The organism is Streptomyces sp. 63XJN7_1_ISO-PGPR-S23-121 (assembly GCF_056173025.1).
In genome coordinates, this window is record NZ_CM149653.1 from 2,338,371 (window position 1) to 2,365,367 (window position 26,997).

The 26,997-nt window shown below is 75.0% G+C and carries 24 protein-coding genes; 19 read left to right on the top strand and 5 right to left on the bottom strand.

Annotated features, from left to right (window positions below; all coding sequences use genetic code 11):
• Positions 1-52 precede the first annotated feature (52 nt).
• Positions 53-1,753 carry a PucR family transcriptional regulator gene (locus AC0VYN_RS10345; RefSeq protein WP_475535723.1) on the bottom strand — a complete coding sequence of 567 codons (1,701 nt, stop codon included), beginning with the start codon at positions 1,751-1,753 and terminating at the stop codon, positions 53-55.
• 365 nt (positions 1,754-2,118) lie between these two features.
• Between AC0VYN_RS10345 and AC0VYN_RS10350 the strand changes: the two genes are divergently transcribed.
• From AC0VYN_RS10350 to AC0VYN_RS10370, 5 genes are all read left to right on the top strand, one after another.
• Positions 2,119-3,009 carry an FAD binding domain-containing protein gene (locus AC0VYN_RS10350; protein WP_475535724.1) on the top strand — a complete coding sequence of 297 codons (891 nt, stop codon included), beginning with the start codon at positions 2,119-2,121 and terminating at the stop codon, positions 3,007-3,009.
• Positions 3,009-3,584: a (2Fe-2S)-binding protein gene (locus AC0VYN_RS10355; RefSeq protein WP_475535725.1), complete on the top strand. Its 576-nt coding sequence runs from the start codon at positions 3,009-3,011 to the stop codon at positions 3,582-3,584. Before AC0VYN_RS10350 ends, AC0VYN_RS10355 begins: the two co-directional genes overlap by 1 nt.
• Before the next feature lie 2 nt (positions 3,585-3,586).
• Entirely contained in the window at positions 3,587-5,971 is a 2,385-nt protein-coding gene (locus tag AC0VYN_RS10360; RefSeq protein ID WP_475535726.1) for a xanthine dehydrogenase family protein molybdopterin-binding subunit, read from the top strand.
• Positions 5,972-6,172: 201 nt separating this feature from the next.
• Positions 6,173-7,630, top strand: a complete 1,458-nt coding sequence (locus AC0VYN_RS10365) for an NCS2 family permease (RefSeq protein WP_475535727.1) — start codon at positions 6,173-6,175, stop codon at positions 7,628-7,630.
• A 50-nt stretch (positions 7,631-7,680) separates the two neighbouring features.
• Positions 7,681-8,841, top strand: a complete 1,161-nt coding sequence (locus AC0VYN_RS10370; protein WP_475535728.1) for an XdhC family protein — start codon at positions 7,681-7,683, stop codon at positions 8,839-8,841.
• On the opposite strand, the gene AC0VYN_RS10375 is transcribed toward AC0VYN_RS10370, so the two are convergent.
• Positions 8,828-9,268 carry an SRPBCC family protein gene (locus tag AC0VYN_RS10375; protein WP_475535729.1) on the bottom strand — a complete coding sequence of 147 codons (441 nt, stop codon included), beginning with the start codon at positions 9,266-9,268 and terminating at the stop codon, positions 8,828-8,830. The genes AC0VYN_RS10370 and AC0VYN_RS10375 overlap by 14 nt on opposite strands.
• Positions 9,269-9,439: 171 nt before the next feature.
• Between AC0VYN_RS10375 and AC0VYN_RS10380 the strand changes: the two genes are divergently transcribed.
• The gene (locus AC0VYN_RS10380) at positions 9,440-10,531 is read left to right on the top strand and encodes an IS630 family transposase (RefSeq protein WP_475535730.1); all 1,092 of its coding nucleotides are present in this window, start codon (positions 9,440-9,442) and stop codon (positions 10,529-10,531) included.
• Positions 10,532-10,691: 160 nt separating this feature from the next.
• On the opposite strand, the gene AC0VYN_RS10385 is transcribed toward AC0VYN_RS10380, so the two are convergent.
• Positions 10,692-11,480, bottom strand: a complete 789-nt coding sequence (locus AC0VYN_RS10385; RefSeq protein WP_475535731.1) for a polysaccharide deacetylase family protein — start codon at positions 11,478-11,480, stop codon at positions 10,692-10,694.
• A gap of 144 nt (positions 11,481-11,624) precedes the next feature.
• Here AC0VYN_RS10385 and AC0VYN_RS10390 point away from each other — a divergent pair, with 144 nt between their 5' ends.
• The 12 genes from AC0VYN_RS10390 to AC0VYN_RS10445 all read left to right on the top strand — a co-directional run bounded on the left by AC0VYN_RS10390 (position 11,625) and on the right by AC0VYN_RS10445 (position 24,300).
• Positions 11,625-12,587, top strand: a complete 963-nt coding sequence (locus AC0VYN_RS10390) for an NAD-dependent epimerase/dehydratase family protein (RefSeq protein ID WP_475536848.1) — start codon at positions 11,625-11,627, stop codon at positions 12,585-12,587.
• Positions 12,588-12,802: 215 nt separating this feature from the next.
• Positions 12,803-14,443 (top strand): carbamoyltransferase family protein, encoded by a 1,641-nt coding sequence (locus tag AC0VYN_RS10395; protein ID WP_475535732.1) that lies wholly within the window; start codon positions 12,803-12,805, stop codon positions 14,441-14,443.
• Positions 14,440-15,459, top strand: a complete 1,020-nt coding sequence (locus AC0VYN_RS10400; RefSeq protein WP_475535733.1) for a glycosyltransferase — start codon at positions 14,440-14,442, stop codon at positions 15,457-15,459. Before AC0VYN_RS10395 ends, AC0VYN_RS10400 begins: the two co-directional genes overlap by 4 nt.
• Entirely contained in the window at positions 15,456-16,193 is a 738-nt protein-coding gene (locus tag AC0VYN_RS10405) for a D-glycero-alpha-D-manno-heptose-1,7-bisphosphate 7-phosphatase (RefSeq protein WP_475535734.1), read from the top strand. Before AC0VYN_RS10400 ends, AC0VYN_RS10405 begins: the two co-directional genes overlap by 4 nt.
• Positions 16,190-17,179, top strand: a complete 990-nt coding sequence (locus tag AC0VYN_RS10410; RefSeq protein WP_475535735.1) for a glycosyltransferase family 9 protein — start codon at positions 16,190-16,192, stop codon at positions 17,177-17,179. The genes AC0VYN_RS10405 and AC0VYN_RS10410 overlap by 4 nt, the downstream gene beginning before the upstream one ends.
• Complete coding sequence (locus AC0VYN_RS10415; RefSeq protein ID WP_475535736.1) at positions 17,176-18,126, top strand: glycosyltransferase; 951 nt, start codon at positions 17,176-17,178, stop codon at positions 18,124-18,126. The genes AC0VYN_RS10410 and AC0VYN_RS10415 overlap by 4 nt, the downstream gene beginning before the upstream one ends.
• On the top strand, positions 18,123-19,340 hold the full coding sequence (locus AC0VYN_RS10420) for a glycosyltransferase (protein WP_475535737.1): 1,218 nt from the start codon (positions 18,123-18,125) through the stop codon (positions 19,338-19,340). Before AC0VYN_RS10415 ends, AC0VYN_RS10420 begins: the two co-directional genes overlap by 4 nt.
• The gene (locus AC0VYN_RS10425; protein WP_451687509.1) at positions 19,340-19,939 is read left to right on the top strand and encodes a D-sedoheptulose-7-phosphate isomerase; all 600 of its coding nucleotides are present in this window, start codon (positions 19,340-19,342) and stop codon (positions 19,937-19,939) included. The genes AC0VYN_RS10420 and AC0VYN_RS10425 overlap by 1 nt, the downstream gene beginning before the upstream one ends.
• Positions 19,936-21,318, top strand: a complete 1,383-nt coding sequence (gene rfaE2 / locus AC0VYN_RS10430; protein WP_475535738.1) for a D-glycero-beta-D-manno-heptose 1-phosphate adenylyltransferase — start codon at positions 19,936-19,938, stop codon at positions 21,316-21,318. Before AC0VYN_RS10425 ends, rfaE2 begins: the two co-directional genes overlap by 4 nt.
• 128 nt (positions 21,319-21,446) lie before the next feature.
• Complete coding sequence (locus AC0VYN_RS10435; protein ID WP_475536849.1) at positions 21,447-22,388, top strand: glycosyltransferase family 9 protein; 942 nt, start codon at positions 21,447-21,449, stop codon at positions 22,386-22,388.
• The gene (locus tag AC0VYN_RS10440) at positions 22,385-23,407 is read left to right on the top strand and encodes a glycosyltransferase family 2 protein (RefSeq protein WP_475535739.1); all 1,023 of its coding nucleotides are present in this window, start codon (positions 22,385-22,387) and stop codon (positions 23,405-23,407) included. The genes AC0VYN_RS10435 and AC0VYN_RS10440 overlap by 4 nt, the downstream gene beginning before the upstream one ends.
• Entirely contained in the window at positions 23,404-24,300 is an 897-nt protein-coding gene (locus AC0VYN_RS10445) for a glycosyltransferase family 2 protein (protein ID WP_475535740.1), read from the top strand. The genes AC0VYN_RS10440 and AC0VYN_RS10445 overlap by 4 nt, the downstream gene beginning before the upstream one ends.
• Positions 24,301-24,385: 85 nt before the next feature.
• Here AC0VYN_RS10445 and AC0VYN_RS10450 read toward each other — a convergent pair whose 3' ends face one another.
• Positions 24,386-24,694, bottom strand: a complete 309-nt coding sequence (locus AC0VYN_RS10450) for a DUF3040 domain-containing protein (protein WP_475535741.1) — start codon at positions 24,692-24,694, stop codon at positions 24,386-24,388.
• Positions 24,695-24,749: 55 nt separating this feature from the next.
• Positions 24,750-25,637: a polysaccharide pyruvyl transferase family protein gene (locus tag AC0VYN_RS10455; RefSeq protein WP_475535742.1), complete on the bottom strand. Its 888-nt coding sequence runs from the start codon at positions 25,635-25,637 to the stop codon at positions 24,750-24,752.
• 199 nt (positions 25,638-25,836) lie between these two features.
• Between AC0VYN_RS10455 and AC0VYN_RS10460 the strand changes: the two genes are divergently transcribed.
• A complete protein-coding gene (locus AC0VYN_RS10460; RefSeq protein ID WP_475535743.1) occupies positions 25,837-26,943 on the top strand; it encodes a winged helix DNA-binding domain-containing protein in 1,107 nt (368 codons plus the stop codon).
• Positions 26,944-26,997 lie beyond the last annotated feature (54 nt).

Here is a 26,997-nt window from a genome sequence, read left to right on the forward strand (position 1 = left end):
AAGTGGCGGGAGTTTCCGGCGGCCGAGGTGGGGGCGCTCCGCGCCCCGCGCCTCAGCTCATGCGCAGGGCCAGGAAGAAATCGAGCTTGTCCTCGAGGCGCGACAGGTCACGCCCCGTCAACTGCTCGATCCGCCCGACGCGGTAGCGCAGCGTGTTGACGTGCAGGTGGAGCCGGGTGGCACAGCGCGTCCAGGAGCCGTCGCAGTCGAGGAAGGCCTCCAGGGTCGGGATCAGCTCGGCGCGGTGACGGCAGTCGTAGTCCCGCAGCGGGTCCAGCAGCCGGGCCGTGAAGGCGCGGCGCACGTCGTCCGGGACGAAGGGGAGCAGCAGCACGTGCGAGGCCAGTTCCTGGTGGCCGGCCGCGCACACCCGGCCGGGCCTGGCCGCGGCGACCCGCCGTGCGTGCCGGGCCTCCTCCAGCGCACCGCGCAGCCCTTCCGCCGAGTGCACGGCCGCGCTGACGCCCAGCGTCAGCCGCCCGTCGCCGTCCAGTCCCGCCGACAGCGGCTCCCGTACGGACGCCAGCAGCGCGTCGGCGAGGATCCCGGCCTCGGAGCCGTCGTGCTCGCTGGAGACCGCCGGCAGCGGCACCAGCGCGATGGCCTCCTCGCCGGTGTGCGCCACGGCGATGCGGTCGGAGGGCTCGGGCCCCGTCGCCGGCGGGTCGACGAGGATCTCCTCCAGGAGCCGCTGGGCGACCGGCCCGTCCTCGGCGCCGCCGTCCTCCCACTCGACGCGGGCCACCACCACCTGCCAGTGGGGAGCGGCGCCCAGGCCGGGCAGCAGCACCGGCGCCGCGACCCGCAGCCGGGCCGCGATCTCGGCGGGCGCTGCGCCCGTCTGCACCAGCTCCAGCACCTCCTGCGCGAGCCGCCGCCGCACCGTGCGCGCCGCGTCCCGCCGGTCCCGCTCGACCGCTATCAGCTGGGTGACGCCGTACAGCAGGTCGAGCCGCTCCTCGGCCCAGTCCCCGGCGTCCGCCTCCACGGCCAGCAGCCAGTCGGACAGCACGCCTCCGCGCACGTCCGGGGCGGCCTGCGGAGCGCGTCCCGCCCCGGCCACCGGCGGCCGCTGCCCCCAGCCGCGCACGGGGAAGAGGCTGTACGTCGTCCCGCCCACCGCCACCCGGTGCGGCGCCCGGCGGCCCGCGCGGGTCGCGGCCAGGTGCTCCGCCGCCAGCTTCGCGCGCACCTCGGCGGGCAGCGCCGGGCCCGAGTCCTTGGGGTCGGCGACCGGCCGCCCGGTCGGGGACAGCACCCAGGCCCGCAGGTCGAGGTCGGAGCCGAGCAGGTCCAGCACCACGTCGGGGCCGCCGCCCGCGGGCCCGGACGTCATCATGCGCCGGTGCCGGTCCACCACGGCCGCCAGGTCCCCGGCCCGCTCGCCGGACACCTGGCGCACGACGTGCTCGGTGATGGCCGCGAACGCCACCGACTCGTGCACCGCGAACAGCGGCAGCCGGTGCCGCGCGCACGCCGTCACCAGGTCCTCCGGCACACTGCCGAGCTCGGCCTCGCCGGCGGCCAGGGCCACCACCCCGGCCTGCACCAGGATCCGGACGAACGGTTCGGAGTCGGCGGCGTCGCGGCGCCAGGCCAGGCCGCTGAGGACCAGCTCCCCGCCCGAGAGGTAGCGGCTGGGGTCCCGCAGGTCGGTGGTCATCACGCCCCGGACGGAGCGTTCCAGCTCGTCCTCGCCGCCGAGCAGCTTGAGGCCCAGCGCGTCGGTGTCCAGCAGTGCGCGCAGCCGCATTCTCGTCGCCGCCGTTCTTTCGTCTCGAGATGTTCGCTTGATCGTGGTGGGTCCGGCTCGGGGGACCGGCCGGCGGGCCGGCGAGCGCCGCTCACCCGCTTCCGGGACGTGGTCCAGGTCACGCGGCCGTTCCGCCCGCTTCCGGAGGAAGACGAAGAGGCCACCGAGGACCTCCGTTCATACGAATCTACAAGATGCCTGTCGTGGCCAGCCAACTCCTTCATGGTTTCTGCGACTGACCCAGGTGGAGCACCGGGCGGTGTACTGAGCCCACTCCCCGTGAACAGCACATGAACGAACCGGGCCGCCGCACACCCGACCGGCTCGGGCCGCACAGCCCCCCAAGACGATGAAGAGAGCCGGTCATGGACTTCCTTCGCCCCGCCAGCTGGGAGGAGGCGCTCGCCGCGAAGGCCGAGCACCCCACCGCTGTGCCGCTCGCGGGTGGCACCGACGTGATGGTCGAGATCAACTTCGGCCACCGCCGGCCCGAGTACCTCATGGACCTGAACCGCGTCGGCGACCTCTCCGAGTGGGAGGTCCGCGAGGACTCCGTCCGGCTCGGTGCCTCCGTGCCCTACACGAGGATCATGGAGAACCTGCGCGCCGAGCTGCCGGGTCTCGCCCTCGCCTCGCACACGGTCGCCTCCCCGCAGATCCGCAACCGCGGCGGCGTCGGCGGGAACCTCGGCACCGCCTCCCCGGCCGGCGACGCCCACCCGGCGCTGCTCGCCGCGGGCGCCGAGGTCGAGGTCGAGTCGGTGCGCGGCGCCCGCCGCATCCCGATCGACGCGTTCTACACCGGCGTGAAGCGCAACGCGCTGGAGCCCGACGAGCTGATCCGCGCCGTGCACGTCGCGAAGGCCGACGGTCCCCAGCAGTTCTCCAAGGTCGGCACCCGCAACGCCATGGTCATCGCCGTGTGCGCCTTCGGCCTGGCCCTGCACCCCGGAACCCGCACGGTCCGCACCGGCATCGGCTCGGCCGCGCCCACCCCCGTGCGGGCGAGGGCCGCCGAGGACTTCCTGAACGCGGCGCTCGACGAGGGCGGCTTCTGGGACAACGGGCAGATCGTCACGCCGTCGGCCGTCAAGAGGTTCGCGGACCTGTGCTCCGCCGCCTGCGCCCCGATCGACGACGTGCGGGGCACCGCGAGCTACCGCCGCCACGCGGTCGGCGTCATGGCCCGCCGGACGCTCACCTGGACCTGGGAGGCGTACCGAGGCGCCCGCCGCACCACGGAAGGAGCCGAGTGATGCGTGTCAACCTCACCGTCAACGGACGTCCGCAGGAGGCCGACGACGTCTGGGAGGGCGAGTCCCTGCTGTACGTGCTGCGCGAGCGGCTCGGCCTGGCCGGCTCCAAGAACGCCTGCGAGCAGGGCGAGTGCGGCTCCTGCACGGTCCGCCTGGACGGCGTGCCGGTGTGCGCCTGCCTGGTCGCGGCCGGCCAGGCCGAGGGCCGCGAGGTGGTCACCGTCGAGGGCCTGGCGGACCACGCCCGGCGGCGCGCCGCGCGCCGCGCCGCCGGCGGCGGCGAGGGCACCACGCTCGACGAGGCCCGGCCCCGGCGGGACCCCGGCCCGCGGAGCGGCGAGGACGGCGGACTGGCCCCGGTCCAGCAGGCGTTCATCGACGCGGGCGCCGTCCAGTGCGGCTTCTGCACCCCGGGCCTGCTCGTCGCCGCCGACGAGATGCTGGAGCGCAACCCGGACCCGGCCGACGCGGACATCCGTGAGGCGCTGTCGGGCAACCTGTGCCGCTGCACGGGCTACGAGACGATCATGGACGCGGTCCGCCTGGCGGCAGCCCGCCGGTCCGAGGGGGCCTGAGCATGACTGCCATCGGCGCACCCACCAGGATCACGCAGGGTTCGCGGACCCGGGGCGGCATCGGCGAGTCCACGCTCCGCCCGGACGGCGTCCTCAAGGTCACCGGAGAGTTCGCGTACGCGTCCGACATGTGGCACGAGGACATGCTCTGGGGCCAGGTCCTGCGCTCCACCGTCGCGCACGCCGAGATCGTCTCCATCGACACCGGCGAGGCCCTCGCCCAGGCCGGCGTCCACGCGGTCATGACGTACGACGATCTGCCGGCCGGCGTGCGGGCCTACGGCCTGGAGATCCGGGACACCCCGGTCCTCGCCCACGGCAAGGTGCGCCACCACGGCGAGCCGGTCGCGATCGTCGCCGCCGACCACCCGGAGACCGCGCGCCGCGCCGCCGCCAGGATCAAGGTCGAGTACCGGGAACTGCCCCTCGTCACCGACGAGGCCTCCGCGACCGCCCCCGACGCGGTCCTCGTCCACGAGAACCGCGACGACCACTACCGCCACCACGTCCCGCACCCGAACATCCTGCACCGCCAGCCGATCGTCCGCGGCGACGCAGGCGCGGCCGCCCGGCGGGCCGACGTGATCGTCACGGGCGACTACCGGTTCGGCATGCAGGACCAGGCCTTCCTCGGCCCGGAGTCCGGCCTCGCGGTACCGGCCGAGGACGGCGGCGTCGACCTCTACGTCGCCACCCAGTGGCTCCACTCCGACCTGCGCCAGATCGCCCCGGTCCTCGGGCTGCCCGAGGACAAGGTGCGCATGACGCTGTCCGGCGTCGGCGGCGCCTTCGGCGGGCGCGAGGACCTGTCGATGCAGATCCACGCCTGTCTGCTGGCCCTGCGCACCCGCAAGCCCGTCAAGATCGTCTACAACCGCTTCGAGTCCTTCTTCGGGCACGTGCACCGCCACCCGGCGAAGCTCCACTACGAGCACGGCGCCACCCGGGACGGCCGGCTCACGCACGTGAAGTGCCGCATCGTCCTGGACGGCGGCGCGTACGCCTCCGCCTCGCCGGCGGTCGTCGGCAACGCCTCCTCGCTCGGCGTCGGCCCGTACGCCGTCGACGACGTCGACATCGAGGCCCTCGCCCTCTACACCAACAACCCGCCCTGCGGCGCCATGCGCGGCTTCGGCGCGGTCCAGGCGTGCTTCGCCTACGAGGCCCAGATGGACAGGGTGGCCGCGGAACTCGGCATGGACCCGGTGGAGTTCCGCCGGATCAACGCCATGGAGCAGGGCACCCTCATGCCCACCGGCCAGCGGGTCGACTCCCCGGCGCCGGTCGCCGAACTCCTGCGCCGGGTCGCAGCGATGCCGATGCCGCCGGAGCGCCAGTGGGAGTCCAGCGAGGGCGTCGACGTGCGGCAGCTGCCCGGCGGCCTGTCCAACACCACGCACGGCGAGGACGTCGTGCGGGGCATTGGGTACGCGGTCGGCATCAAGAACGTCGGCTTCTCCGAGGGCTTCGACGACTACTCCACCGCCAGGGTCCGCATGGAGGTCGTCGGCGGCCGGCCCGTCGTCACCGTGCACACCGCGATGGCGGAGGTCGGCCAGGGCGGTGTCACGGTCCACGCGCAGATCGCCCGCACCGAGCTGGGCGTCTCGCAGGTCACCATCCACCCCGCCGACACCCGGGTGGGCTCGGCCGGCTCCACCTCGGCCTCCCGGCAGACCTACGTCACCGGCGGCGCCGTGAGGAACGCCTGCGAGCGGGTCCGCGAGCGGGTCCTGGAGATCGGCCGCCGCAGGTTCGGCTCCTCCCACCCGGCCTGGGCCACCGCCGGACTGCTCCTGGAGGGCGGCAAGGTCGTCACCGAGGCCGGCGAGGTCCTCGCCGGCCTCGTGGACGTCCTGGAGGGCGAGGCCGTCGAGGTCGAGGAGGAGTGGCGGCACCGGCCGACCGAGCCCTTCGACTCGCGCACCGGGCAGGGCGACGGCCACGTCCAGTACTCCTTCGCCGCGCACCGCGCCGTCGTCGAGGTCGACACCGGGCTCGGCCTGGTCAAGGTCGTCGAGCTGGCCTGCGCCCAGGACGTCGGCAAGGCCCTCAACCCGTTGTCCGTCATCGGCCAGATCCAGGGCGGCACCGTCCAGGGCCTGGGCATCGCGGTGATGGAGGAGATCGTGGTCGACCCGGAGACGGCCATGGTCGGGAACCCGTCCTTCACGGACTACCTGCTCCCCACGATTCTCGACACGCCGACCATCCCCGTCGACGTGCTCGAACTCGCCGACGACCACGCCCCGTACGGGCTGCGCGGCGTCGGCGAGGCACCCACCCTGTCGTCGACACCGGCGGTCCTCGCGGCCATCCGGAACGCGACCGGGCTGGCGCTCGACCGCACGCCGGTACGACCGGAGCACCTCACCGGCACGGCGTGACGAAACCCTCCGGGCGGCGCACGGAACGTCACACGTCGCGCGCCGCCCGGAGCACACCCAGGGGCCCGTTCGCTCACGGGCCCCGCGGCACCACACCCATGCGTTCGTCTCGGGCCGTCCCCCGGGTCGTGCACGTCCCACATCCCGCGGCCGCCACGGCGGTCGACGCGGGTGCCCCTTTGAATCTCGGGAGACGACCCCATGACCCAGCAGTCAGTCGAGCCCAGGACCACAGCCGAGGACGCGGGCCAGGGCTCCCGCGTCCCCGCCGGCCGGTCCTGGCTCGACCGCTACTTCCACATAACCCACCGCGGCTCCACGGTGGCGCGCGAGGTGCGCGGCGGCATCACCACCTTCATGGCGATGGCCTACATCGTCCTGCTCAACCCCGTGATCCTGTCCGGCAAGGACGCCGCGGGGGACACCCTGGGCCAGAAGGCCCTGATCACCGCGACGGCGCTCGCCGCGGCGGTCACCACGCTCCTCATGGGCTTCGTCGGCAGGGTGCCGCTCGCCCTGGCCGCCGGGCTCTCGGTGTCCGGCGTGATCGCGGGGCAGGTGGCCCCCCAGATGACCTGGCCGCAGGCCATGGGCATGTGTGTGATGTACGGCGTGGTGATCATGCTGCTCGTGGTCACCGGACTGCGCGAGATGACTATGAACGCGATCCCGCTCGCCCTCAAGCACGGCATCACCATGGGCATCGGCCTGTTCATCGCCATCATCGGCCTGGTGAAGGGCGGGTTCGTGCACAAGGGCGAGGCCACCCCGCTCACCCTCGGTCCCGCCGGTGAGCTCGCGGGCTGGCCCGTCCTGCTGTTCGCGTGCACCCTGCTCCTGATCTTCATGCTCCAGGCGCGCAACATGCCCGGGGCCATCCTGATCGGCATCGTCACCGGCACGGTCGTGGCGGCGATCCTGAACGCCACCGGGGTCATCGACCCCGGGCAGTGGGCCAACGGGGCCCCCGAACTGCACGGCAGCGCGGTCTCCATGCCCGACTTCTCGCTCTTCGGCGGCCTGGAGTTCGGGGGCTGGGGCGAGGTGGGCGCGATGACCGTCGGCATGATCGTCTTCACGCTGGTGCTGGCCGGGTTCTTCGACGCGATGGCCACCATCATCGGCGTCGGCACCGAGGCCGGGCTCGCCGACGACAAGGGCCGCATGCCGGGTCTGTCGAAGGCGCTGTTCATCGACGGTGCCGGCGGTGCCATCGGCGGCGTGGCGGGCGGCAGCGGCCAGACCGTCTTCGTCGAGTCCGCGACCGGCGTCGGGGAAGGTGCCCGCACCGGTCTCGCCTCGGTCGTCACCGGCGCGTTCTTCGCGGCCTGCCTCTTCTTCACGCCGATCACCGCGATCGTCCCGCAGGAGGTGGCCTCGGCCGCGCTGGTCGTCATCGGCGCGATGATGATGATGAACGCCCGGCACGTGGACTGGGCCGACCGGGGCACCGCGATCCCGGTCTTCCTGACCGTCGTCCTGATGCCGTTCACGTACTCCATCACGGCGGGTGTCGCCGCCGGTGTCATCTCCTACGTCGCCATCAAGGCCGCGCAGGGCAGGGCCCGGGAGATCGGCGTGTTCATGTGGGCCCTGACGGTGATCTTCGTCGTCTACTTCGCCCTCAATCCCATCGAGAGCTGGATGGGCGTGCACTAGCCGGTCCCGGGGGAACCCCTTCCGTATCACCGCGGGCAAGGAGACCGACCATGCTGGACATCGCCGAAGAGCTGCACCGGTGGGTCGGGCAGGGGCGCGACGTCGCCGTGGCCACCGTCGTGGCCGTCGGCGGCAGTGCCCCCCGTCCGCCCGGCGCCGCCCTCGCGGTGGACGCCGGGGGGACGGTGATCGGCTCGGTCTCGGGCGGCTGCGTGGAGGGGGCCGTGTACGAGCTGTGCCGGCAGGCGCTGGAGGACGGCCGGGCCGTCCTGCAGCGCTTCGGCTTCAGCGACGAGGACGCCTTCGCCGTGGGCCTGACCTGCGGCGGAGTCATCGACGTCCTGGTGACACCGGTACGGGCGGACGACCCCGCCCGGCCGGCCGCAGCCGCCGCCCTCGCCTCCGCCGCGCGGGGGCAGGCGGCGGCGCTGGCGCGGATCGTGAAGGGCCCGGCGCACCTGACGGGCCGCGCCCTGGCCGTCCGCCCGGACGGCTCCCGCACCGGCGGCTTCGGCGCGCACCCCGAGCTGGACCGCACGGTGGCCGCCGAGGCGGGCGCCTTCCTGGACGCCGGCCGCACGGGCACGCTGGAGCTGGACGAGGAGGGATCGCGCTGCGGAGCTCCGCTGACGGTGCTGATCGAGACCTCCGTCCCGCCACCCCGCATGATCGTCTTCGGTGCGATCGACTTCGCCTCGGCCCTGGCCCGCGCCGGCAAGTTCCTCGGCTACCACGTGACGGTGTGCGACGCCCGCCCCGTCTTCGCGACGCGGGCCCGCTTCCCGGACGCGGACGAGATCGTCGTCGAGTGGCCCCACGAGTACCTGCGACGCACGGAGACCGACACCCGCACCGTGCTGTGCGTCCTGACCCACGACGCCAAGTTCGACGTACCGCTCCTCGAACTGGCCCTGCGCCTGCCGGTCGCCTACGTCGGGGCGATGGGCTCGCGCCGCACCCACCTGGACCGCGAGAAGCGCCTGCGCGAGGCCGGCGTCACGGACCGGGAGCTGGCCGGCCTCAGGTCCCCGATCGGCCTGGACCTCGGCGCCCGCACGCCCGAGGAGACGGCCCTGTCGATCGCGGCGGAGATCGTCGCCGCCCGGCGCGGCGGCAGCGGCGCACCGCTGGCCGGCGCCCACACCCCGATCCACCACGACGCCCCGGTCCCGGCCGGACGGGCCGGCGCACACCCCGTCACGGCTGCCTGAGCAGCCGGTTCACCGCCCGTCCGAACATGTACCGCCCCGACCGGCCCAGCACCCCGTCGAAGGGGGACGGCAGCAGCCGGACGCGCAGCTCCTCGCGCCAGACGACGCGGGCCCGGCCGCCGGGGCCCGGCCGGACCTCGATCTCCGCCCAGCCCCTGACCAGCCGGCCCCGTTTCTCCAGCCGGCACCGGCCGGGCCCGCCGTCCCGCGGGGGCTGCCAGGCGGTCACCTCCATCGCGTCGTCGAAGGCGAACGGGCCGATCCCCGACCGGGCGACGACCACCGTGCCCACCCCGGTGGGCGGGGGAGTGGGCACGGTGACGCGGGTCAGCGGCACCGCGTCGCCGTGCCGGTGCCACGCGGTGAGCCGGCGCCAAGCCTCCTCGGGGGAGAGCGGCGCGGTGCGTTCGAGCGAGAAGACGGCCACGCGACGATCGTAAGCACCGGAGTCGCCCGAGCCCCAGAGGGTGTCGTCCGGATCGTGCCGCGGACCCCGCTCACCGGCGCCGACCAGGAACCGCCGGTTTCCCGCGACCTGACCCGGACGCCCCCTAGTCTTCTGAGTCAGGAATTCTATCCAGATGTGTAGGGTTGCCTGGTGGCACGTACTGGGCGGCCGAAGGCCGAGTTGGTCCTGACGGATGAGGAGCGGGCTGCGCTGGAGGTATGGGTGCGGCGCCGCTCCACTCCGCAGGCGTGGGCTTTGCGGTGCCGGATCATCCTGGCCTGCGCGACCGGCGCGTCGAACAAGGACGTGGCCGCCCAACTCGGTTCGACACCGCATGCGGTGGGCCGCTGGCGGAAGCGGTTCGTCGAGCACCGGATCGCCGGACTGGGTGACATGCCGCGCCCGGGCGGCCCGAGGACGGTCACCGACGAGCAGGTCGCGGCGGTGGTGAAGCGGACGCTGGAGTCGACGCCGAAGAACGCCACGCACTGGTCGACGCGGGCCATGGCCACGGAGATGGGCCTGTCGCAGTCGACCGTGTCGCGGATCTGGCGGGCTTTCGGCCTGCAGCCGCACCGCACCGAGACGTTCAAGCTGTCCACGGACCCGTACTTCATCGACAAGGTCCACGACGTCGTCGGCCTCTATCTGGACCCGCCCGAACGCGCTCTGGTGTTCTGTGTCGACGAGAAGTCACAGATCCAGGCCCTGGACCGGTCCCAGCCGGTGCTGCCGATGATGCCCGGCGTCCCGCAGCGGATCACCCACGACTACGTGCGCGCCGGCACCACCACCCTGTTCGCCGCCCTGGAGGTCGCCACGGGTAAGGTGATCGGCTCCCTGCACCGCCGACACCGTGCCGAGGAGTTCAAGAAGTTCCTGATCAAACTCGACCGGGAGATACCGGCGGACCTGGACGTCCACCTGGTGCTGGACAACTACGCCACCCACAAGACCCCAGCCATCAAGACCTGGCTGCTGGCCCACCCCCGCTTCCACCTGCACTTCACACCCACCGGCTCGTCCTGGCTCAACCTGGTCGAGCGGTGGTTCGCCGAGCTGACCAACAAGCAGATACGACGAGGCGTCCACAGAAGCGTTCAGGCGCTTGAGAAGGACATCCGGACCTGGATCGCCGCATGGAACACCGATCCCAAGCCCTACGTCTGGACGAAGACCGCAGACGAGATCCTCGAACGCCTCGCCAACTATCTGAACAGAATTCCTGACTCAAAAGACTAGGGGGTGTCTGACAAATGCCCGCGGCGTCGCGACGCCCGGTACGCACGCTCGCCGCGTTGCCGAACCGCCCACGTGGCTCCGCCACGAGGGCGCTCCGGCGCCTTGCGATCGCACGCACCGGACGCCGCTCCTTCTCCCGCGCTCATTTGTCAGACACCCCCTAGCGGTAGACCCGGCCCGGCTCGGCCTTCCCCGGCGCCAGCAGCTGCGGCACCGTCACGAAGACGTAGCCCCGCGCCTTGAGCGCGTCGATGATGCCCGGCACGGCGGGCACGGTGCCGTCGTAGATGTCGTGCAGCAGGATGATGCCGTCCCGGGACGACTGGTCCAGGACCCGCTCGGTGATCAGGTCGGAGTCGTCCGTCGTGTAGTCCTTGGCCGTCACGCTCCACAGCACCTCCGCCAGGCCCAGCTCGCGGCAGATGTCGTGCACGGTGTCGTCCGTGCGGCCCTGCGGCGGGCGCATCAGCGTGGGGCGCCGGCCGGTCAGGCGCTCTATCTCCTTGTTGGGGCGCTCCAGCTCGTCGCGTATCTCGTCCGGATCGGCGTCCGTGAGTATGCGGTGGGTCCAGGTGTGGCTGGCCACCTCGTGCCCCTCGGCGGCCATGCGCCGCACCAGCTCCGGATACGTGTCGATGTGCCGCTTGCCGAGCAGGAAGAAGGTCGCCGGGACCTGCTTCTCCTTGAGTATGTCGAGCAGCCGGGCGGAGTTCTCGCTCGGCCCGGCGTCGAAGGTCAGCGCTATGCACTTGGCCCGGCGGCAGTCGACGGTGCCGAATGCGGCCGCCCGTGCCTGGGCCCCGGCCGCGCCCCGGACGGAGCTGGGGGATGCCGTCTCGAGCTTCGTGCAGCCGGACAGTGCCAGTGTCAGCGAGGCGGCCGCCGCGAGAATCGCGGCTCCGCGCAACCTGGTCCCCGTTTTTGTCATCTTCCTGGTCAGCGAAGGCATGCGAGGACTATACACAGCGTGTATATACGCGGTTTATAGTGCCCTCTCGCCTGTTTGTTCGAGGTAGTGGGCGGTTTGTCCGGGTTACTCAGCCGACACGTACGTGTCGGCGAGAGTGAGGAGAGACCCGTGAGCGAGAGCCCCGTGAGCGGACGCGCCTGGCGCCGGACCCTGGTGACCGGCGGCGCCGGATTCGTGGGATCCCACCTGTGCGGCCGGCTGCTGGACGCCGGCGCCGACGTCGTCTGCCTCGACAACCTGGCCACCGGCTCCCGCGGCAACGTGGCCGACCTGGAGCGGCGCCGCGGCTTCCGCTTCGTCCGGGCCGACGCGACCGACCCGGCGGCCCTACGCGGGCTGCCCGGCCGCTTCGACCTCGTGCTGCACTTCGCCTGCCCCGCCTCGCCCGCCGACTACCTCCGGCTGCCCCTGGAGACCCTCGACGTCGGCAGTACCGGCACCCGCAACGCCCTGGAGCGGGCCCGCGCCGACGGCGCCCGCTTCCTGCTCGCCTCGACCTCCGAGGTCTACGGCGACCCGCTCGAACACCCCCAGCGCGAGAGCTACTGGGGCAACGTCAACCCCGTCGGACCGCGCAGTGTCTACGACGAGTCCAAGCGCTTCGCCGAGGCCCTGGTCACCGCCCACCGCCAGGTGCACGGTACCGACACCGCCATCGTCCGCATCTTCAACACGTACGGCCCCCGCATGCGCACCGGCGACGGCCGCGCCGTGCCGACCTTCATCGCGCAGGCGCTGGACGGCATGCCCCTCACGGTCGCCGGGGACGGCGGCCAGACGCGCTCCCTGTGCTACGTCGACGACACCGTCGCCGGCGTCCTCGCCCTCGCCGCGTCCGGGGAGAGCGGCCCCATGAACATCGGCGGCTCCGACGAGATCACGATGCTGGAGCTGGCCCGGCACGTCATCGGACTCACCGGGTCCGGCTCCCGCATCCGCTTCGTCGAACGCCCCGTCGACGACCCCGGCCGGCGCAGGCCCGACACCACCCTCGCCCGGGAGCGGCTGGGCTGGCGGCCGCGGGTCGGCTGGAGCGAGGGGCTGGAGCGCACCATCGGCTGGTTCGCGCACTCCGTCGCCGCCTGAGGCCTGTCGTCCGGATCAGGCCAGGACCGGGCGCGGACCGGGCGTCGAGCGGGCGCGGGCCGCGTGCGGGCCGGGCGTGGGCCGACATCGTCACCGTGCGTGAAATGTCCGTTCATATCGGGAATTGAGTTGTCTCTAAGTGTTTGAGGCAGCTGTCCCGCGGCACCCGCGACGCCAGACAGACCCCAGCAGTAACCCGGGACGGAGCACACCCCATGCGCATCCTTGGTATCAACGCCCTGTTCCACGACCCGGCCGCCGCTCTCGTCGTCGACGGCCGGACCGTTGCGGCCGCCGAGGAAGAGCGCTTCAGCCGCCGCAAGCACGGCAAGCGCCCGGTGCCCTTCTCCGCCTGGGAGGTGCCGGAGCTGTCGGCGCGGTGGTGCCTGGAGCACGCCGGGGTGCGGCCCGGGGAACTGGACGCCGTCGCGTACTCCTTCGACCCGCGGCTCGCCCGGCCCGCCCGCGACATGGGCCTGGACGACCCCTGGGACCCGCTGCGGCTCGAGTACGCCCGCCGCGCCCCCGAGTTCCTCGCCGACGCGCTGCCCGGGCTCGACCCCGACCGGGTCGTCTTCGTCCCGCACCACGTGGCGCACGCCGCCTCCGCCGGACCGGCCTCACCGCACCCCGACAACGACGTCCTCGTCCTCGACGGGCGCGGCGAGTCCGCCTCCCACCTGGCCGGCCGCTACCGCGACGGCAAGCTCGACACCCTCGCCACCCAGGCGCTGCCGCACTCGCTGGGCCTGGTCTACGAGGAACTGACCGAGCACCTCGGCTTCCTGCGCAGCAGCGACGAGTACAAGGTGATGGCCCTCGCCTCCTACGGCACCCCCCGCCACCTCGACCGGCTGCGGGAGCACGTCCACGCCACCGGCGACGGCGGCTTCCGAGCCCACGGCGTCGACTGGGCGGCCCTCGCCCCGGCCCGCGCCCGGGGCGAGGACTGGACGAGGGCCCACGCCGACCTCGCCGCCAGTACGCAGGCCGTGCTGGAGGAACTGCTCCTCGACCTCGTCCACTGGCTGCACCGCGAGGCCGGGGGAGAGGCCCTGACCATGGCGGGCGGCGTCGCCCTCAACTGCGTCGCCAACTCGGCGATCGCGGCCCGCGGCCCCTACCGGCACGTGTGGGTGCAGCCCGCCGCCGGCGACGCCGGCACGGCCCTCGGCGGGGCCCTGCACGTGGCCGCCGCTCAGGAGGGCACCGCGCCCGAGCCGATGCCCGGCGCCGACCTCGGCCGCGGCTGGAGCGACGAGGAGATCCGCGCCTGGCTGGAGACCGCCGCGATCCCCTACGAGGAACCGGACGACATCGCCGAGACGGTCGCCGGGGAACTGGCCCGCGACGGTGTCGTCGCCTGGTTCCAGGGCCGCAGCGAGTTCGGTCCGCGCGCCCTCGGCCACCGCTCGCTGCTCGCCCACCCGGGCCGCGCGGAGAACCTGGAGCGGCTCAACCACGTCAAGGGCCGCGAGGAGTTCCGTCCCGTCGCGCCGATGGTCCTGGCCGACCGCGCCGCCGAGCTCTTCACGGGGCCGGTCCCCAGCCCGTACATGCTCTTCGTGCACGACGTCGCACCCGCGTGGCGCGACCGGATCCCGGCCGTCGTGCACGTCGACGGCACCGCCCGCATCCAGACCGTCGAGGAGCGCCGCGAGCCGCTCGTGGCGCGCATGCTGGCCTCCTTCGAGAGGCGCACCGGGCTGCCCGTCGTCGTCAACACCAGCCTCAACACCGCCGGACGGCCCATGGTCGACGACCCGCGCGACGCGCTGGAGTGCTTCGGTTCCGCACCCGTGGACCTGCTCGCCATCGGCCCGTTCGCGGTGCGCCGGGGGAAGGTCTTCGCATGACCGGCACGCCCCTGACCGGCTACGCCGTCGTCGTCCCCACGCTCGCCCGCGACACGCTGAGCGACTGCCTGGCCGCGCTGGCCGCGGCGCACGGGCCCCGCCCCGACGAGATCGTCCTCGTCGACGACCGGCCCGAACCCGACGCCGACCCGGCGGCGCTGGAGCACGCCCTGAGCGTCCTCGGCGACCTGCGGGAACGCACCGTCGTGCTGCGCAGCGGGGGCCGGGGCCCCGCCGCCGCCCGCAACACCGGCATCCGCGCGGTCACCTCGCCGTGGACCGCCTTCCTCGACGACGACGTCCAGGTCGGCCCGCACTGGTGCGACCAGCTGGTCGAGGACCTCGCCGAGGCCGCCCCCGACACCGGCGCCGTCCAGGGCGTCATCGCCGTCCCCCTGCCCGGCGAACGCCGCCCCACCGACTGGGAGCGAGGCACCGCCGGGCTCGCCCGGGCCCGCTGGATCACCGCCGACATGGCCTACCGCACCGACGTGCTCAAGGAGGTCCGCGGCTTCGACGAACGCTTCCCGCGTGCCTTCCGCGAGGACGCCGACCTCGCGCTGCGCGTCCTCGACGCCGGCTGGCGCATCCGGCGGGGCCGCCGCACCACCCGCCACCCGGTGCGGCCCGCCTCCCGCTGGGTGTCCCTCGGCCAGCAGCGCGGCAACGCCGACGACGCCCTGATGCGGCGCCTGCACGGCCCCGACTGGTGGTCCAAGGCGGTCGCCCCCCGGGGACGGATCCGCCGCCACGCCGCGATCACCGCCGCCGGTGCCGCCGCCCTCCTCCTCGCGGCCGCCGGACGCCCCCGGGCCGCCGCGCTCTCTGGGCTCGGCTGGGCCACGGGCACCGCCGAGTTCGCCTGGGCCCGCATCGCCCCCGGACCGCGCACCCGCCACGAGGTGACGACCATGCTGGTCACCAGCGCCCTCATCCCGCCCGCCGCGACCTGGCACCGGCTGAGCGGCCTGTGGCGGCACCGCGGTGCCCGTGCCTGGCGGGAGGTGGCGGCATGAGCCCCGTGAAGGCGGTGCTCTTCGACCGCGACGGCACCCTCGTCCACGACGTCCCGTACAACGGCGACCCCGAACGGGTCCGGCCCGTCGACGGCGCCCGCGAGGCTGTCGCGCTGCTGCGCGCGCACGGCATCGGGGCCGGCGTCGTCACCAACCAGTCCGGCGTCGCCCGCGGCCTGATCAGCGACACCGACGTCCGCCGCGTCAACCGGCGGGTCGACGAGCTGATCGGCCCCTTCGACGTCTGGGCGGTCTGCCCGCACGGCCCCGACGACGGCTGCCGCTGCCGCAAACCGCGGCCGGGCCTCGTCCTGTGGGCGGCCGGACGCCTCCGCGCCGCGCCCGCCGACTGCGTGGTCGTCGGCGACATCGGCGCCGACGTCCAGGCCGCGGAGCGGGCGGGAGCCCACGGCGTCCTCGTCCCGAACGAACGGACCCGCCCCGAGGAGACGGCCGCCGCGCGCCATGTCGCCCCCGACGTCCTGACCGCCGTACGCGCGCTGGTCACCGGCCTGCCGAAGGGCCGGATCCTGGTGGACGAACGGCACGTCGGGGCGGCGTTCGACACGGGCGCCGGCACCGCGGGTCCCACCGCGGCGGACCCCGCCGGTCCCGCGGCGGCAGGCACCGGCACCGGCACGGACACCGGCCCCGGCACCGGTGGGCACACCTCCGCCCGCCGCACCGCCGCGTCGCGCGCCGCCGGCGTCGACACCCGTGGGAGGCCGCGATGAAGGCACTGGTCACCCGGCTCGACAGCTTCGGCGACGTACTGCTCGCCGGTCCCGCCGTACGGGCCGTCGCCGCCCGCGCCGACCACGTCACCCTGCTGTGCGGACCGCGCGGCGCCCCCGCCGCGCGCCTGCTGCCCGGCGTGGACGAGGTCCTGGTGTGGGACGCCCCGTGGGGCGGATTCGAGCCGCCCGGCGTCAGCCGGGACGACATCGACGCCCTCGTGGACCGGATCGACGCCGACACCGCGCTGATCCTCACCTCCTTCCACCAGTCCCCGCTGCCCACCGCCCTGGTCCTGCGCCTGGCCGGTGTCCGGCACATCGCGGCGGACAGCGAGGACTACCCCGGCTCCCTGCTCGACCTGCGCCACCGGCGTGCCCCCCACGCCCACGAGGCCGAGGCCGCCCTCGACCTCGCCGAGGCGGCCGGGTTCCCGCGGCCCGACGACGGGCGGCTGCGGGTGCACCCGCCACCCCCCGCCGACGACCTCACCGGACCCGGGCCGTACGTGGTCCTGCACCCCGGCGCCAGCGTCCCCGCCCGCGCCTGGAGCCCCGATCGCAGCGCCGAGGCCGTGCGCGAACTGGCCGCCGCCGGGCACCGCGTGCTGGTCACCGGCGGCCCCGACGAGCGCGACCTCACCGCCCACGTCGCGGGCGCCCACGGCACCGACCTCGGCGGACGCACCGAGGCGCCGGAACTGGCCGCCGTCCTCGCGGGCGCCGGTGCCGTCGTCACCGGCAACACCGCGCCCGCCCACCTCGCCGCCGCCGTCGGCACCCCCGTGGTGTCCCTGTTCGCGCCGGTCGTACCGGCCGAGCGCTGGCGGCCGTACGGCGTCCCCTACGTCCTGCTCGGCGACCAGGACGCGCCCTGTGCCGACAGCAGGGCCCGGGACTGCCCCGTCCCAGGCCACCCCTGCCTGAACACCGTCACCGCCACCGACGTGGCCGCCGCCGTCGAGAAACTCCTGGGGGAGGCATGAGGATCCTCATCTGGCACGTGCACGGGTCGTGGACCACGGCCTTCGTGCGGGGCCCGCACACCTACCTCGTCCCGGTCACCCCCGACCGCGGACCCGACGGCCGCGGCCGCGCCCGCACCTGGGACTGGCCCGAGTCGGTGATCGAGGTCCCACCGGAGAAGCTGCGGGACGAGGACATCGACCTGGTGATCCTCCAGCGCCCCCACGAACTCGACCTGGTCGACCGGTGGCTGGGCTGCCGTCCGCCCCTGGTCTACCTCGAGCACAACGCCCCCGACGGCGACGTGCCCGACACCCGCCACCCCGCCGCCGGCATCCCCGGCGCCACCCTCGTCCACGTCACCCACTTCAACCAGCTGATGTGGGACTCCGGGCCGGCCCCCGCCACCGTCATCGAGCACGGCATCGTCGACCCCGGCCACCGCTGGACCGGCGAGCTGGACCGGGCGGCCGTCGTCGTCAACGAGCCGATCCGGCGCGGCCGCACGACCGGCACCGACCTCCTGCCCGCGTTCTCCCGCGCCGCCCCGCTCGACGTGTTCGGCATGCGCACCCGGGGACTCGCCGAGCACCTCGGCGTCGACCCCGCGCGCTGCCGCACCCGGGACGTCGTCCAGAGCGAGCTGCACACCGAGCTCGCCCGCCGGCGCGTCTACGTCCACCCCGTCCGCTGGACCTCCCTCGGCCTGTCCCTGCTGGAGGCCATGCACCTGGGCATGCCCGTGGTCGCGCTCGCCACCACCGAGGTGACCGAGGCCGTGCCCCCGGGCGCCGGAATCGTCTCCAACCGCATCGACGTACTGACCGACGCCGTACGCCACTTCGTCGCCGACCCGCCGCACGCGCGGACGGTCGGCGAGGGTGCCCGTGCGGCGGCCCTGTCCCGCTACGGGCTGTCCCGCTTCCTGGACGACTGGGAGCGGCTGCTGAAGGAGGTGACCCGATGAGGATCGCCATGGTGTCCGAGCACGCGAGTCCGCTGGCCGCGCTCGGCGGCGTCGACGCCGGTGGACAGAACGTCTACGTGGCCCGTCTCACCGAGGAGTTGGCCAGGCGCGGCCACGACGTCACGGTCTACACCCGCCGTGACTCGCTGGACCTGCCCGACCGGGTGCCGCTGCCCGGCGGCGGCACCGTCGAGCACGTGCCGGCCGGGCCGGCCGAGGTCGTCCCCAAGGACGACCTGTTCCCGCACATGCCGGCCTTCGGTGCCCATCTGGCGCGCGCGTGGAGCCGGGAGCGGCCCGACGTGGTCCACGCCCACTTCTGGATGTCCGGCCTGGCCTCCCAGGCCGGCACCGGCCCGCACGGCATACCCCTCGTGCAGACCTTCCACGCCCTCGGCACCGTCAAGCGGCGCCACCAGGGCATGCGGGACACCAGCCCGTACGAACGCATCGGCATCGAGCGGCAGATCGGCCGCACCTGCGAACGGGTGCTGGCCACCTGCACCGACGAGGTCGTCGAACTCGGCGACATGGGCATCCCGCCCCGGCAGGTGTCCGTCGTGCCCTGCGGTGTCGACGCCGAGCAGTTCCGTCCCGGCGCCGCCTCCGGCCGCACCCCCGCCCGACGGCAGCGGCACCGCCTGCTGGCCTGCGGCCGCCTCGTCCCCCGCAAGGGCTACGACCAGGCGATCCAGGCGCTCGCCGACGTCCCCGACACCGAACTCCTCATCGCGGGCGGCCCGCCGCCCGACGCCGTGGAGGCCGATCCCGAGGCCCAGCGGCTGACCGCGCTCGCCCGCCGCGCCGGCGTCGCCGACCGGGTCCGGCTGCTCGGCGCGGTCGACCCGCGCGACATGCCCGCCCTCATCGGCAGCGCCGACCTGGTGCTGTGCACCCCGGTCTACGAGCCCTTCGGCATCGTCCCGCTGGAGGCCATGGCCTGCGGTGTGCCCGTCCTCGCCACCGACGTCGGCGGCCACCGCGACTCCGTCGCCGACGGCGTCACCGGCCGCCTCGTCGCCCCGCAGGACCCGGACGCGATCGCCGAGGCCGTCTGCGAGCTCCTCGCGGACGAGGAACTGCGCCGCCGGTACGGCGCGGCCGGCCGCGAACGCGTCCTCAGGCACTACACGTGGCGGCGCGTCGCCGACGGCGCCGAACAGGTCTACCGCCTGACGCTCGCCGACCACGCCCTGTCGAAGGAGGTCGCGTGATGACCGTCCACCCGCCCGTCGTCGGCCACTGCGACGAACTCGAGTCGGCGCTGGCCGCGTTCCGTGCCTCCGCGCACGTCACCGAACGCTGGGGCGAGCGGCTCGCCGCCGTCCTGTCCGGCGGCGGGCGACTGCTCGCCGCCGGCAACGGCGGCAGCGCCGCCCAGGCCCAGCACCTCACCGCGGAACTCGTCGGCCGCTACCGCGACGACCGGCCGCCGTTCTCCGCGATCGCCCTGCACGCCGACACCTCCAGCACCACCGCGATCGCCAACGACTACGGCGTCGACGAGGTGTTCGCCCGCCAGGTGCGCGCCCACGGCCGCGCGGGTGACGTCCTGATGCTGCTGTCCACCAGCGGTGCCAGCGCCAACCTGCTCTCCGCCGCCGACGCGGCCCGCGCCGCCGGCGTCCGGGTCTGGGCCCTCACCGGCTGCGCCCCGAACCCGCTCATGGCGGGCAGCGACGAGTCGCTGTGCGTGGACGCCCCCGCCACGGCCACCGTCCAGGAGATCCACCTGGTCGCCGTGCACATGATCTGCGCGGCCTTCGACGCGGCCCTGGAACGGGGCGTGCGCGGCAAGAGGACACGGAGGTGACCCGCCGCACGGCCGGCCGGGCCCCGCTGGTGGTGGTCGGCGACGCCCTGCTGGACCGCGACCTGACGGGTTCGGCCGACCGGCTGGCACCCGACGCGCCCGTACCGGTCGTGTCCGGGTGCGCCGAACGGGTACGGCCCGGCGGTGCCGCGCTCGCCGCCTACCTCGCCGCCCGCGACGGCCGCGACGTCACGCTGGTCACGGGGCTCGGCGACGACCCCGCGAGCCGGATCCTGCGCGGACTGCTCGCCCCGTGGCTGACGCTGGTCGCCCTTCCGCTGGCCGGCACGCTGCCCGAGAAGACCCGCGTCCTCGCCCAGGACCGCCCCGTCGTCCGCCTCGACCGCGGCGGCGGCCGGGCCCGCGAGGCCACCGACGGGGCCCGGTCCGTGCTGCGGTCCGCCCGGGCCGTCCTGGTCTCCGACTACGGCCGCGGCACGGCGGACGCCCTGCGGGACGTCCTGTCCGCCCGCCCGCCCCTGGTCTGGGACCCGCACCCGCACGGGGACGTCCCGGTGCCCGGCACCCGCCTGGTGACGCCGGCCGAGAAGGAGGCGCACGGCTTCGCCTCCCCGGACGGCGCGGCCGGCGGTGGCCTGCGCGCCGCCGCGCACCACGCCGCCGCGCTGGTGCGCGACTGGCGGGTGGCCGCGGTGACGGTGACCCTCGGTTCGCGCGGCGCCCTGCTGTCCTACGGGGAGCACCCGCTGCTCGTCCCCGCCCCGGCCTCCCACCACGGGGACTCCTGCGGCGCCGGCGACCGGTTCGCCGCGACCGCCGCCGGGCTGCTCGCCGACGGCGCGCTGGTGGGGGAGGCCGTCGAGGGCGCGGTGGGCGCCGCGACGGAGTTCGTCGCCGCGGGCGGCGCAGGCGCCCTGCCGCCCGCCGGCTCCGGCCCGGCACCGGCCCCCGGTTCCGACACCGGCGACCCGCACACCCTGGCCGCACGCGTGCGCGCCCGGCACGGCACCGTCGTCGCCGCGGGCGGCTGCTTCGACCTGCTGCACGCCGGACACGTCGGCCTGCTCCAGGCCGCGCGGCGACTCGGCGACTGCCTGGTGGTGTGCGTCAACTCCGACGCCTCGGTACGGCGCCGCAAGGGCGACGGCCGCCCCGTGAACCCCCTCGCCGACCGCGTCCGCGTCCTGCGCGCCCTCGCCTGCGTCGACGCGGTCGCCGTGTTCGACGAGGACACCCCGGAACGCCTCCTGGGCGACCTGCGCCCCGACGTCTGGGTCAAGGGCGGCGACTACGCGGGCGCCGACCTCCCCGAGGCGGCCCTGCTCCAGGAGTGGGGAGGCCAGGCGGTCCTGCTGCCGTACCTGGACGGCCGCTCCTCCACGGCCCTGATGGCCCGCGCCGCGGAGGGAGTCCGGTGAGCGGCCCCACCGCACCCCGCTCCCCGGCCCCGCCGTCCGCCGGGGGACCGGTGACCGGTGACCCCGTTCACCCGGCGCCCACCGCGCCGGACGCGTTCGGCGGCGGGACGCGGAGGCGGCCGAGGGTCCTGGTCCTGCGGGCCCTCGGGCTCGGGGATCTCCTCGCCGGTGTCCCCGCGCTGCGCGCCCTGCGCCGGGCGTACCCCGGTCACGAGCTGGTGCTGGCCACCCCCGCCGAGCTGGCGCCCGTCGCCGCGGCGACCGGCGCCGTGGACCGGGTGCTGCCCGCCGCCGAGCCCGGCCGGGCCGTGCCGCGCACCCTCGACTGGACCGGCCCGCCCCCCGACGTCGCCGTCGACCTGCACGGCAACGGACCTCCCAGCCACCGGCTGCTGATGAGCCTGCGCCCACGGGAACTGCTGGCGTTCGCCCACCCCGGCACCCCGGAGGTCGAGGGCCCGCCCTGGTACCCGGACGAACACGAACGAGACCGCTGGTGCCGGCTCCTGACGGCCTACGGCATCGACGCCGACCCCGCCGACCTGCTCCTGCCCCGCCCGCACACCCCTTCACCGGCGCCCGGCGCGACCGTCCTGCACCCCGGCGCCGGCGCCCCCGCCCGGTGCTGGCCCGTCGAGCGGTACGCCGCCGTCGCCGAGGCGCTGCGGGCCCGCGGCCGTCGGGTCGTGGTCACCGGAGGAGCCGACGAGGGCGACCTCGTGGCCCGCCTCGCCAAGCTGGCCGACCTGCCCGACGCGGACGTCTTCGCCGGCGGCCTGCCCCTCGACCGGCTCTCCGCCCTGGTGGCCGCCGCCCGCGCCGTGGTCAGCGGCGACACCGGCGTGGCCCACCTCGCCGTCGCCCACGCCGTACCCTCCGTCACGCTCTTCGGCCCCGTCCCGCCCAGCCGCTGGGGTCCGCCGGACCACTTCCGCCACCGCGCCCTGTGGCACCCCGGCCCGGACGGCGACCCGCACGGCCACGAGACCGATCCCGCGCTGCTGCGGATCGGCACCGACGAAGTCCTCGAGGCGCTCGACGCCCTGGACCCCCTCTGCGAGGCACCATGAACCACGGCACCCACCGCGGCACCGGCCACGCGCCGGACGACGGCGCCGGCCACGGCGCGGACCGGGACGCGGACCGGGACGCGGACCGTACGGCGCAGCGGGACGCCGGCCGGGCCGCCACGGGCACCCGGGAACGGCCGCACACCGACCCCGCGAGGCACGCTCCCGTCGGCGTCGTCATCGCCACCCGCAACCGCTCCGCGAGCCTCGCCGTCACCCTGCGCCACCTGCTCGCGCTCCCCGAGCGGCCCGAGGTGCTGGTCGCCGACAACGCCTCCACCGACGACACCCGCGCGATGCTCGCCCGCGACTTCCCGCGGGTCCGCGTCCTCGCGCTGCCCCTCAACCGCGGCGCCCTCGCCCGCACCCACGCCGTCCGCGCGCTCGACACGCCGTACGTGGCGTTCAGCGACGACGACTCCTGGTGGGCGCCCGGCGCCCTCGGCACGGCGGCCCGCCTGTTCGACGAGCATCCGCGGCTCGGCCTGCTCTCCGCCCGCACCCTCGTCGGCCCCGCCGAGGACCCCGACCCGCTCAACGACGTGCTCGCCGGCTCCCCGCTCGGCCGGGCCGCCGACCTGCCCGGCACCCAGGTGCTCGGCTTCCTCGGCTGCGCCGCCGTCGCCCGCCGCGAGGCCTATCTCGACGCGGGCGGCTACCACCCCCTGCTGTTCTTCGGCGCAGAGGAGACCCTCCTCGCCTACGACCTCGCCGCCCGCGGCTGGGGCGTCACGCACTGCCCCGAGGTGGTCGCCCACCACCATCCGGACCCCGGCCCGCGCACCGGCCGCCCCGTCGTCGTCCGGCGCAACGAGGTCCTCACCGCCTGGCTGCGCCGGCCTCTGCCGCACGCCCTGGCCCGCACCCGTGCCCTCGCCGCCGAGGCCCGCCGCGACCCGCACGCCCGCCGGGCGCTGCGCGAGACGCTCAGCCGCCTGCCCTCCGCACTGCGCGCCCGCAGACCCCTGCCCCCGCACGTGGAACGGGGGGCCCGCCTCCTCGACGGAGCGACCTCATGACGGACCCCCGCACGACCGTCGTCGTCATCACCCACAACCGGTGTCCCGAACTCCTGCACACCCTGGACCGCCTCGCCGAACTGCCGGAGAAGCCGCCGGTGATCGTCACCGACAACGCCTCCACCGACGGCACGGCCGCCGCCGTCGTCCGCCATCACCCCGAGGTACGGCTGCTGCGCCCCGGCCGCAACCTCGGCGCCGTCGGACGCAACCTCGCCGTCGGCCGGGTCCGCACCCCCTACGTGGCCTTCTGCGACGACGACTCCTGGTGGGCGCCGGGCTCGCTGTCCGGGGCCGCCGACCTGCTCGACCGGTACCCCGCGGTCGGCTCGGTCACCGCCCGCATCGTCGTCGAGCCGGACGGCACCGAGGACCCGATCGTCAGGGAGCTGCGCGACTCGCCCGTGCCCCGCCCGGACTGGCTCCCGGGACCGGCACTCGGCTCCTTCCTGGCCGCGGCGACCGTCCTGCGCACCGACGCCTTCCGCGCCGCGGGCGGCTTCCACCCCCGGCTGTGGCTGGGCGGCGAGGAGGAGCTCCTCGCCGCCGACCTGGCCGCCGACGGCTGGTGGCTGACGTACGACGACGACCTGACGATCCATCACCGTCCGTCCGAGGTGCGGGACTCGACGCTCCGGCGGGCGCACGGCATCCGCAACACCCTGTGGTTCACCTGGCTGCGCCGCCCGGCCGGACACGCCCTGCGCCGCACCCTGCACCTGGCCCGGACCGTCCCGCGCGACACCGCGTCCCTGCGGGCCTTCGCCGAGGCGGCGGCCGCCCTGCCGTGGGTCCTGCGCGAACGCCGGGTGCTGCCCGCCGAGGTGGAGGCGCGCCTGCGCGCCCTGGAGCCGGCCCAGCGCGCGTCGACGGCGCGCAGTTACACGGGCTGAGGACCACGCGCACCCGGCCCCCCCGCCGAGGCGACGGGAGGCCGGGTGCGCGTGCGGCGCCGTACGGGAAGCCCGGACGCCGGCGTCAGCCGGGCGAACACCGGAACAGCCGCCTGAGCACCGCGAACAGCGCGAGCGGCCACACGGCGGCGAACGCCCAGATCACGGCGGGTTCGGAGGTGACGACGCCGGTCACCATGAGGGTCACGGAGAGGGCGAGCAGCAGGAAGACCGTCAGGGTGCGCGGACGGTAGGACGCCAGGCGCGTGAGGTCGGGACCGCGGCGCAGCCGCAGGGTGCGCAGCCGCCGGTCGAGCCGGCGGTCGCGGCGCAGGGTCCGTTCGACCTCGTCGAGTATGCGCTGTTCGTGATCGGGGAGCCGGCCGATGGTCACGATGATTCCTCCTGGGCGCGGACCGACCGTCACCGGGTGCCCCTCGGCGTCGGGGTCAACCGTCCGGCCGCACCCCCAGTGCCGCCACGAGACCGTCGGCGCCGTCCGGTCGCGTGTCCGCCCGGAATCCGGCGCCGATCCGCCGCGCGGCCTCCCGCCCGTCGGTGAGGCACCACTGCCACCAGCGGTCCAGCACGTCTGCCCCCAGCCGTTCGGCGGCCACCAGAGCGGGCCAGCCGCAGGCCCGGGCCTGCGCCGTCACCTTCGCGCCGCCCGCGACCGGATCCACCGCGAGCGCCGGCGTCCCGGCCCGCAGCGCCAGCACCAGCCCGTGCAGCCGGTCGGTGACGACCAGGTCGAGCCGGGACAGAACGGCCTCCAGCTGGGCCGGCGTGCCGCACAGCCGCCAGTCGTGCGCGTCCAGCCGGGTCTCCAGTTCCAGGCGCGCGCAGTCACGTCCCGACAGCCAGCGGGTCACGCCCGCGGCGACCTGGCCGTGCCGCCGCTGGGGCCCGTACTCGTGCTGCCCGTGCGTGAGCACCACCCCGACGACGGGACGGGCGGGCAGGGCGGGGGCGCGGGCCGCGAGGTCGAGGGTCGGCTCGCGGCCGGCGGCGTCCCGGGCGAGGACGCGGTGGAAGCCGGTGACGGCCGGGGAGCCGGGGTCCACGACGGAGACGCCGACCGCGATCCGCACGCAGTGCGCGAACCGCCGGTGCAGTTCCTCGACCTGCGGCCCGTGCGCCGGCCCGCACACGAACACCAGATGGGCGTAGGCCGCCGGGTCCACGTCGGCGAAGTGCCGCGCGTCCGCCCGGAACCCGGGGCTCCATACGACGTCGTGAGGGAGTCCCGCGTCCCGCAGCACCTCCTCGACCCGGTGCAGCGCCAGGACGTCCCCGGCGGTCGCCTCCCCGTCCAGGAAGCTGAACCACCCGGTCACCAGCACCCGTCCCGGCCCGCCCCGGCCCCCGGGGCCCTCGCGTGCGCCGTGTCCGTCGCGTCCGTCGTGTCCGTCCAGTCCCTGCACAGTGGCCCCGGGTGCCCGGCCGGCCGGAGGACAACCGCCGGGTCCCCCGTTCGCCCCCTTCTCTCCGGCATCTAGGACAGATACTGACCGCCTGGAGCGCTACGGTGCGGGCATGACGTCCAAGGCATCCACGACGGCCCCCGTGCTCGGCATCCGCGCGCTCAACCGCGCGACGCTCGCCCGGCAGCTCCTGCTGCGCCGCGCGCCGATGTCCGCCGAGGACGCGGTCGCGCACCTCGTCGGCCTCCAGGCCCAGAACGTGAAGCCCCCGTACTACGCGCTCGCCGCCCGCCTGGACGGCTTTCGTCCCGGGGACCTGGCCGCGCCGATGGCCGACCGCCGGGTCGTCCGCATCGTCACCCTGCGCTCGACCATCCACACCCACACCGCCGACGACGCCCTGACCCTGCGTCCCCTGGTGCAGGCGGCCCGGGACCGCGAGCTGCGGACCTTCAGCAAGGGGCTGGCGGGAGTCGACCTGGACCGGCTCGCCGTCGTCGCACGCGAGCTGGTGGAGGCCGAACCGCGCACCATGGGGCAGCTGCGGCAGGCGCTGCTCGCCGAGTGGCCCGACGCCGACCCGCAGGCCCTGTCCGTCGCGGCGCGCTGCCGGCTGCCGCTCGTGCAGGTGACCCCGCGCGGACTGTGGGGCCGCAGCGGCCAGGTCACGCTCACCACCGCCGAGCACTGGCTCGGGCGCCCCGCACGTCCGGTGCCGGCCCCGGACGACACCGTGCTGCGCTACCTCGCAGCCTTCGGCCCGGCGTCCGTGAAGGACATGCAGGTGTGGGCCGGTCTGACCCGGCTGCGGGACGTCTTCGAGCGGCTCCGTCCCCGGCTCGTCACCTTCCGGGACCCGGACGGCACCGAGCTGTTCGACCTGCCCGACGCGCCGCGCCCCGGCCCGGACACCCCGGCCCCGCCGCGCTTCCTGCCCGAGTTCGACAACCTGCTCCTCTCCCACGCCGACCGCTCCCGCGTGGTCCCGCCGGAGCACAAGGGCCGTACCTGGCGGGGGAACATGGCGTACCGCACCCTGCTTGTCGACGGCTTCGTGGCCGGACTGTGGAAGCTCGAGGACGGCGCCCTCGTCGTCGAGGCGTTCGACCGGCTCACGGCGACCCGGCGGGACGAGGTCCTGGAGGAGGGGGCGCGGATGCTGGCGGTCATGCACCCCGGGGAGGGTCACGACATCCGGTTCGGGACCGTGCGCGGCTGACCGGGGGGCGCCGTCCGGCGGGCATGGAGAGGGGGCGCTGCGGGCCGCTCGTGG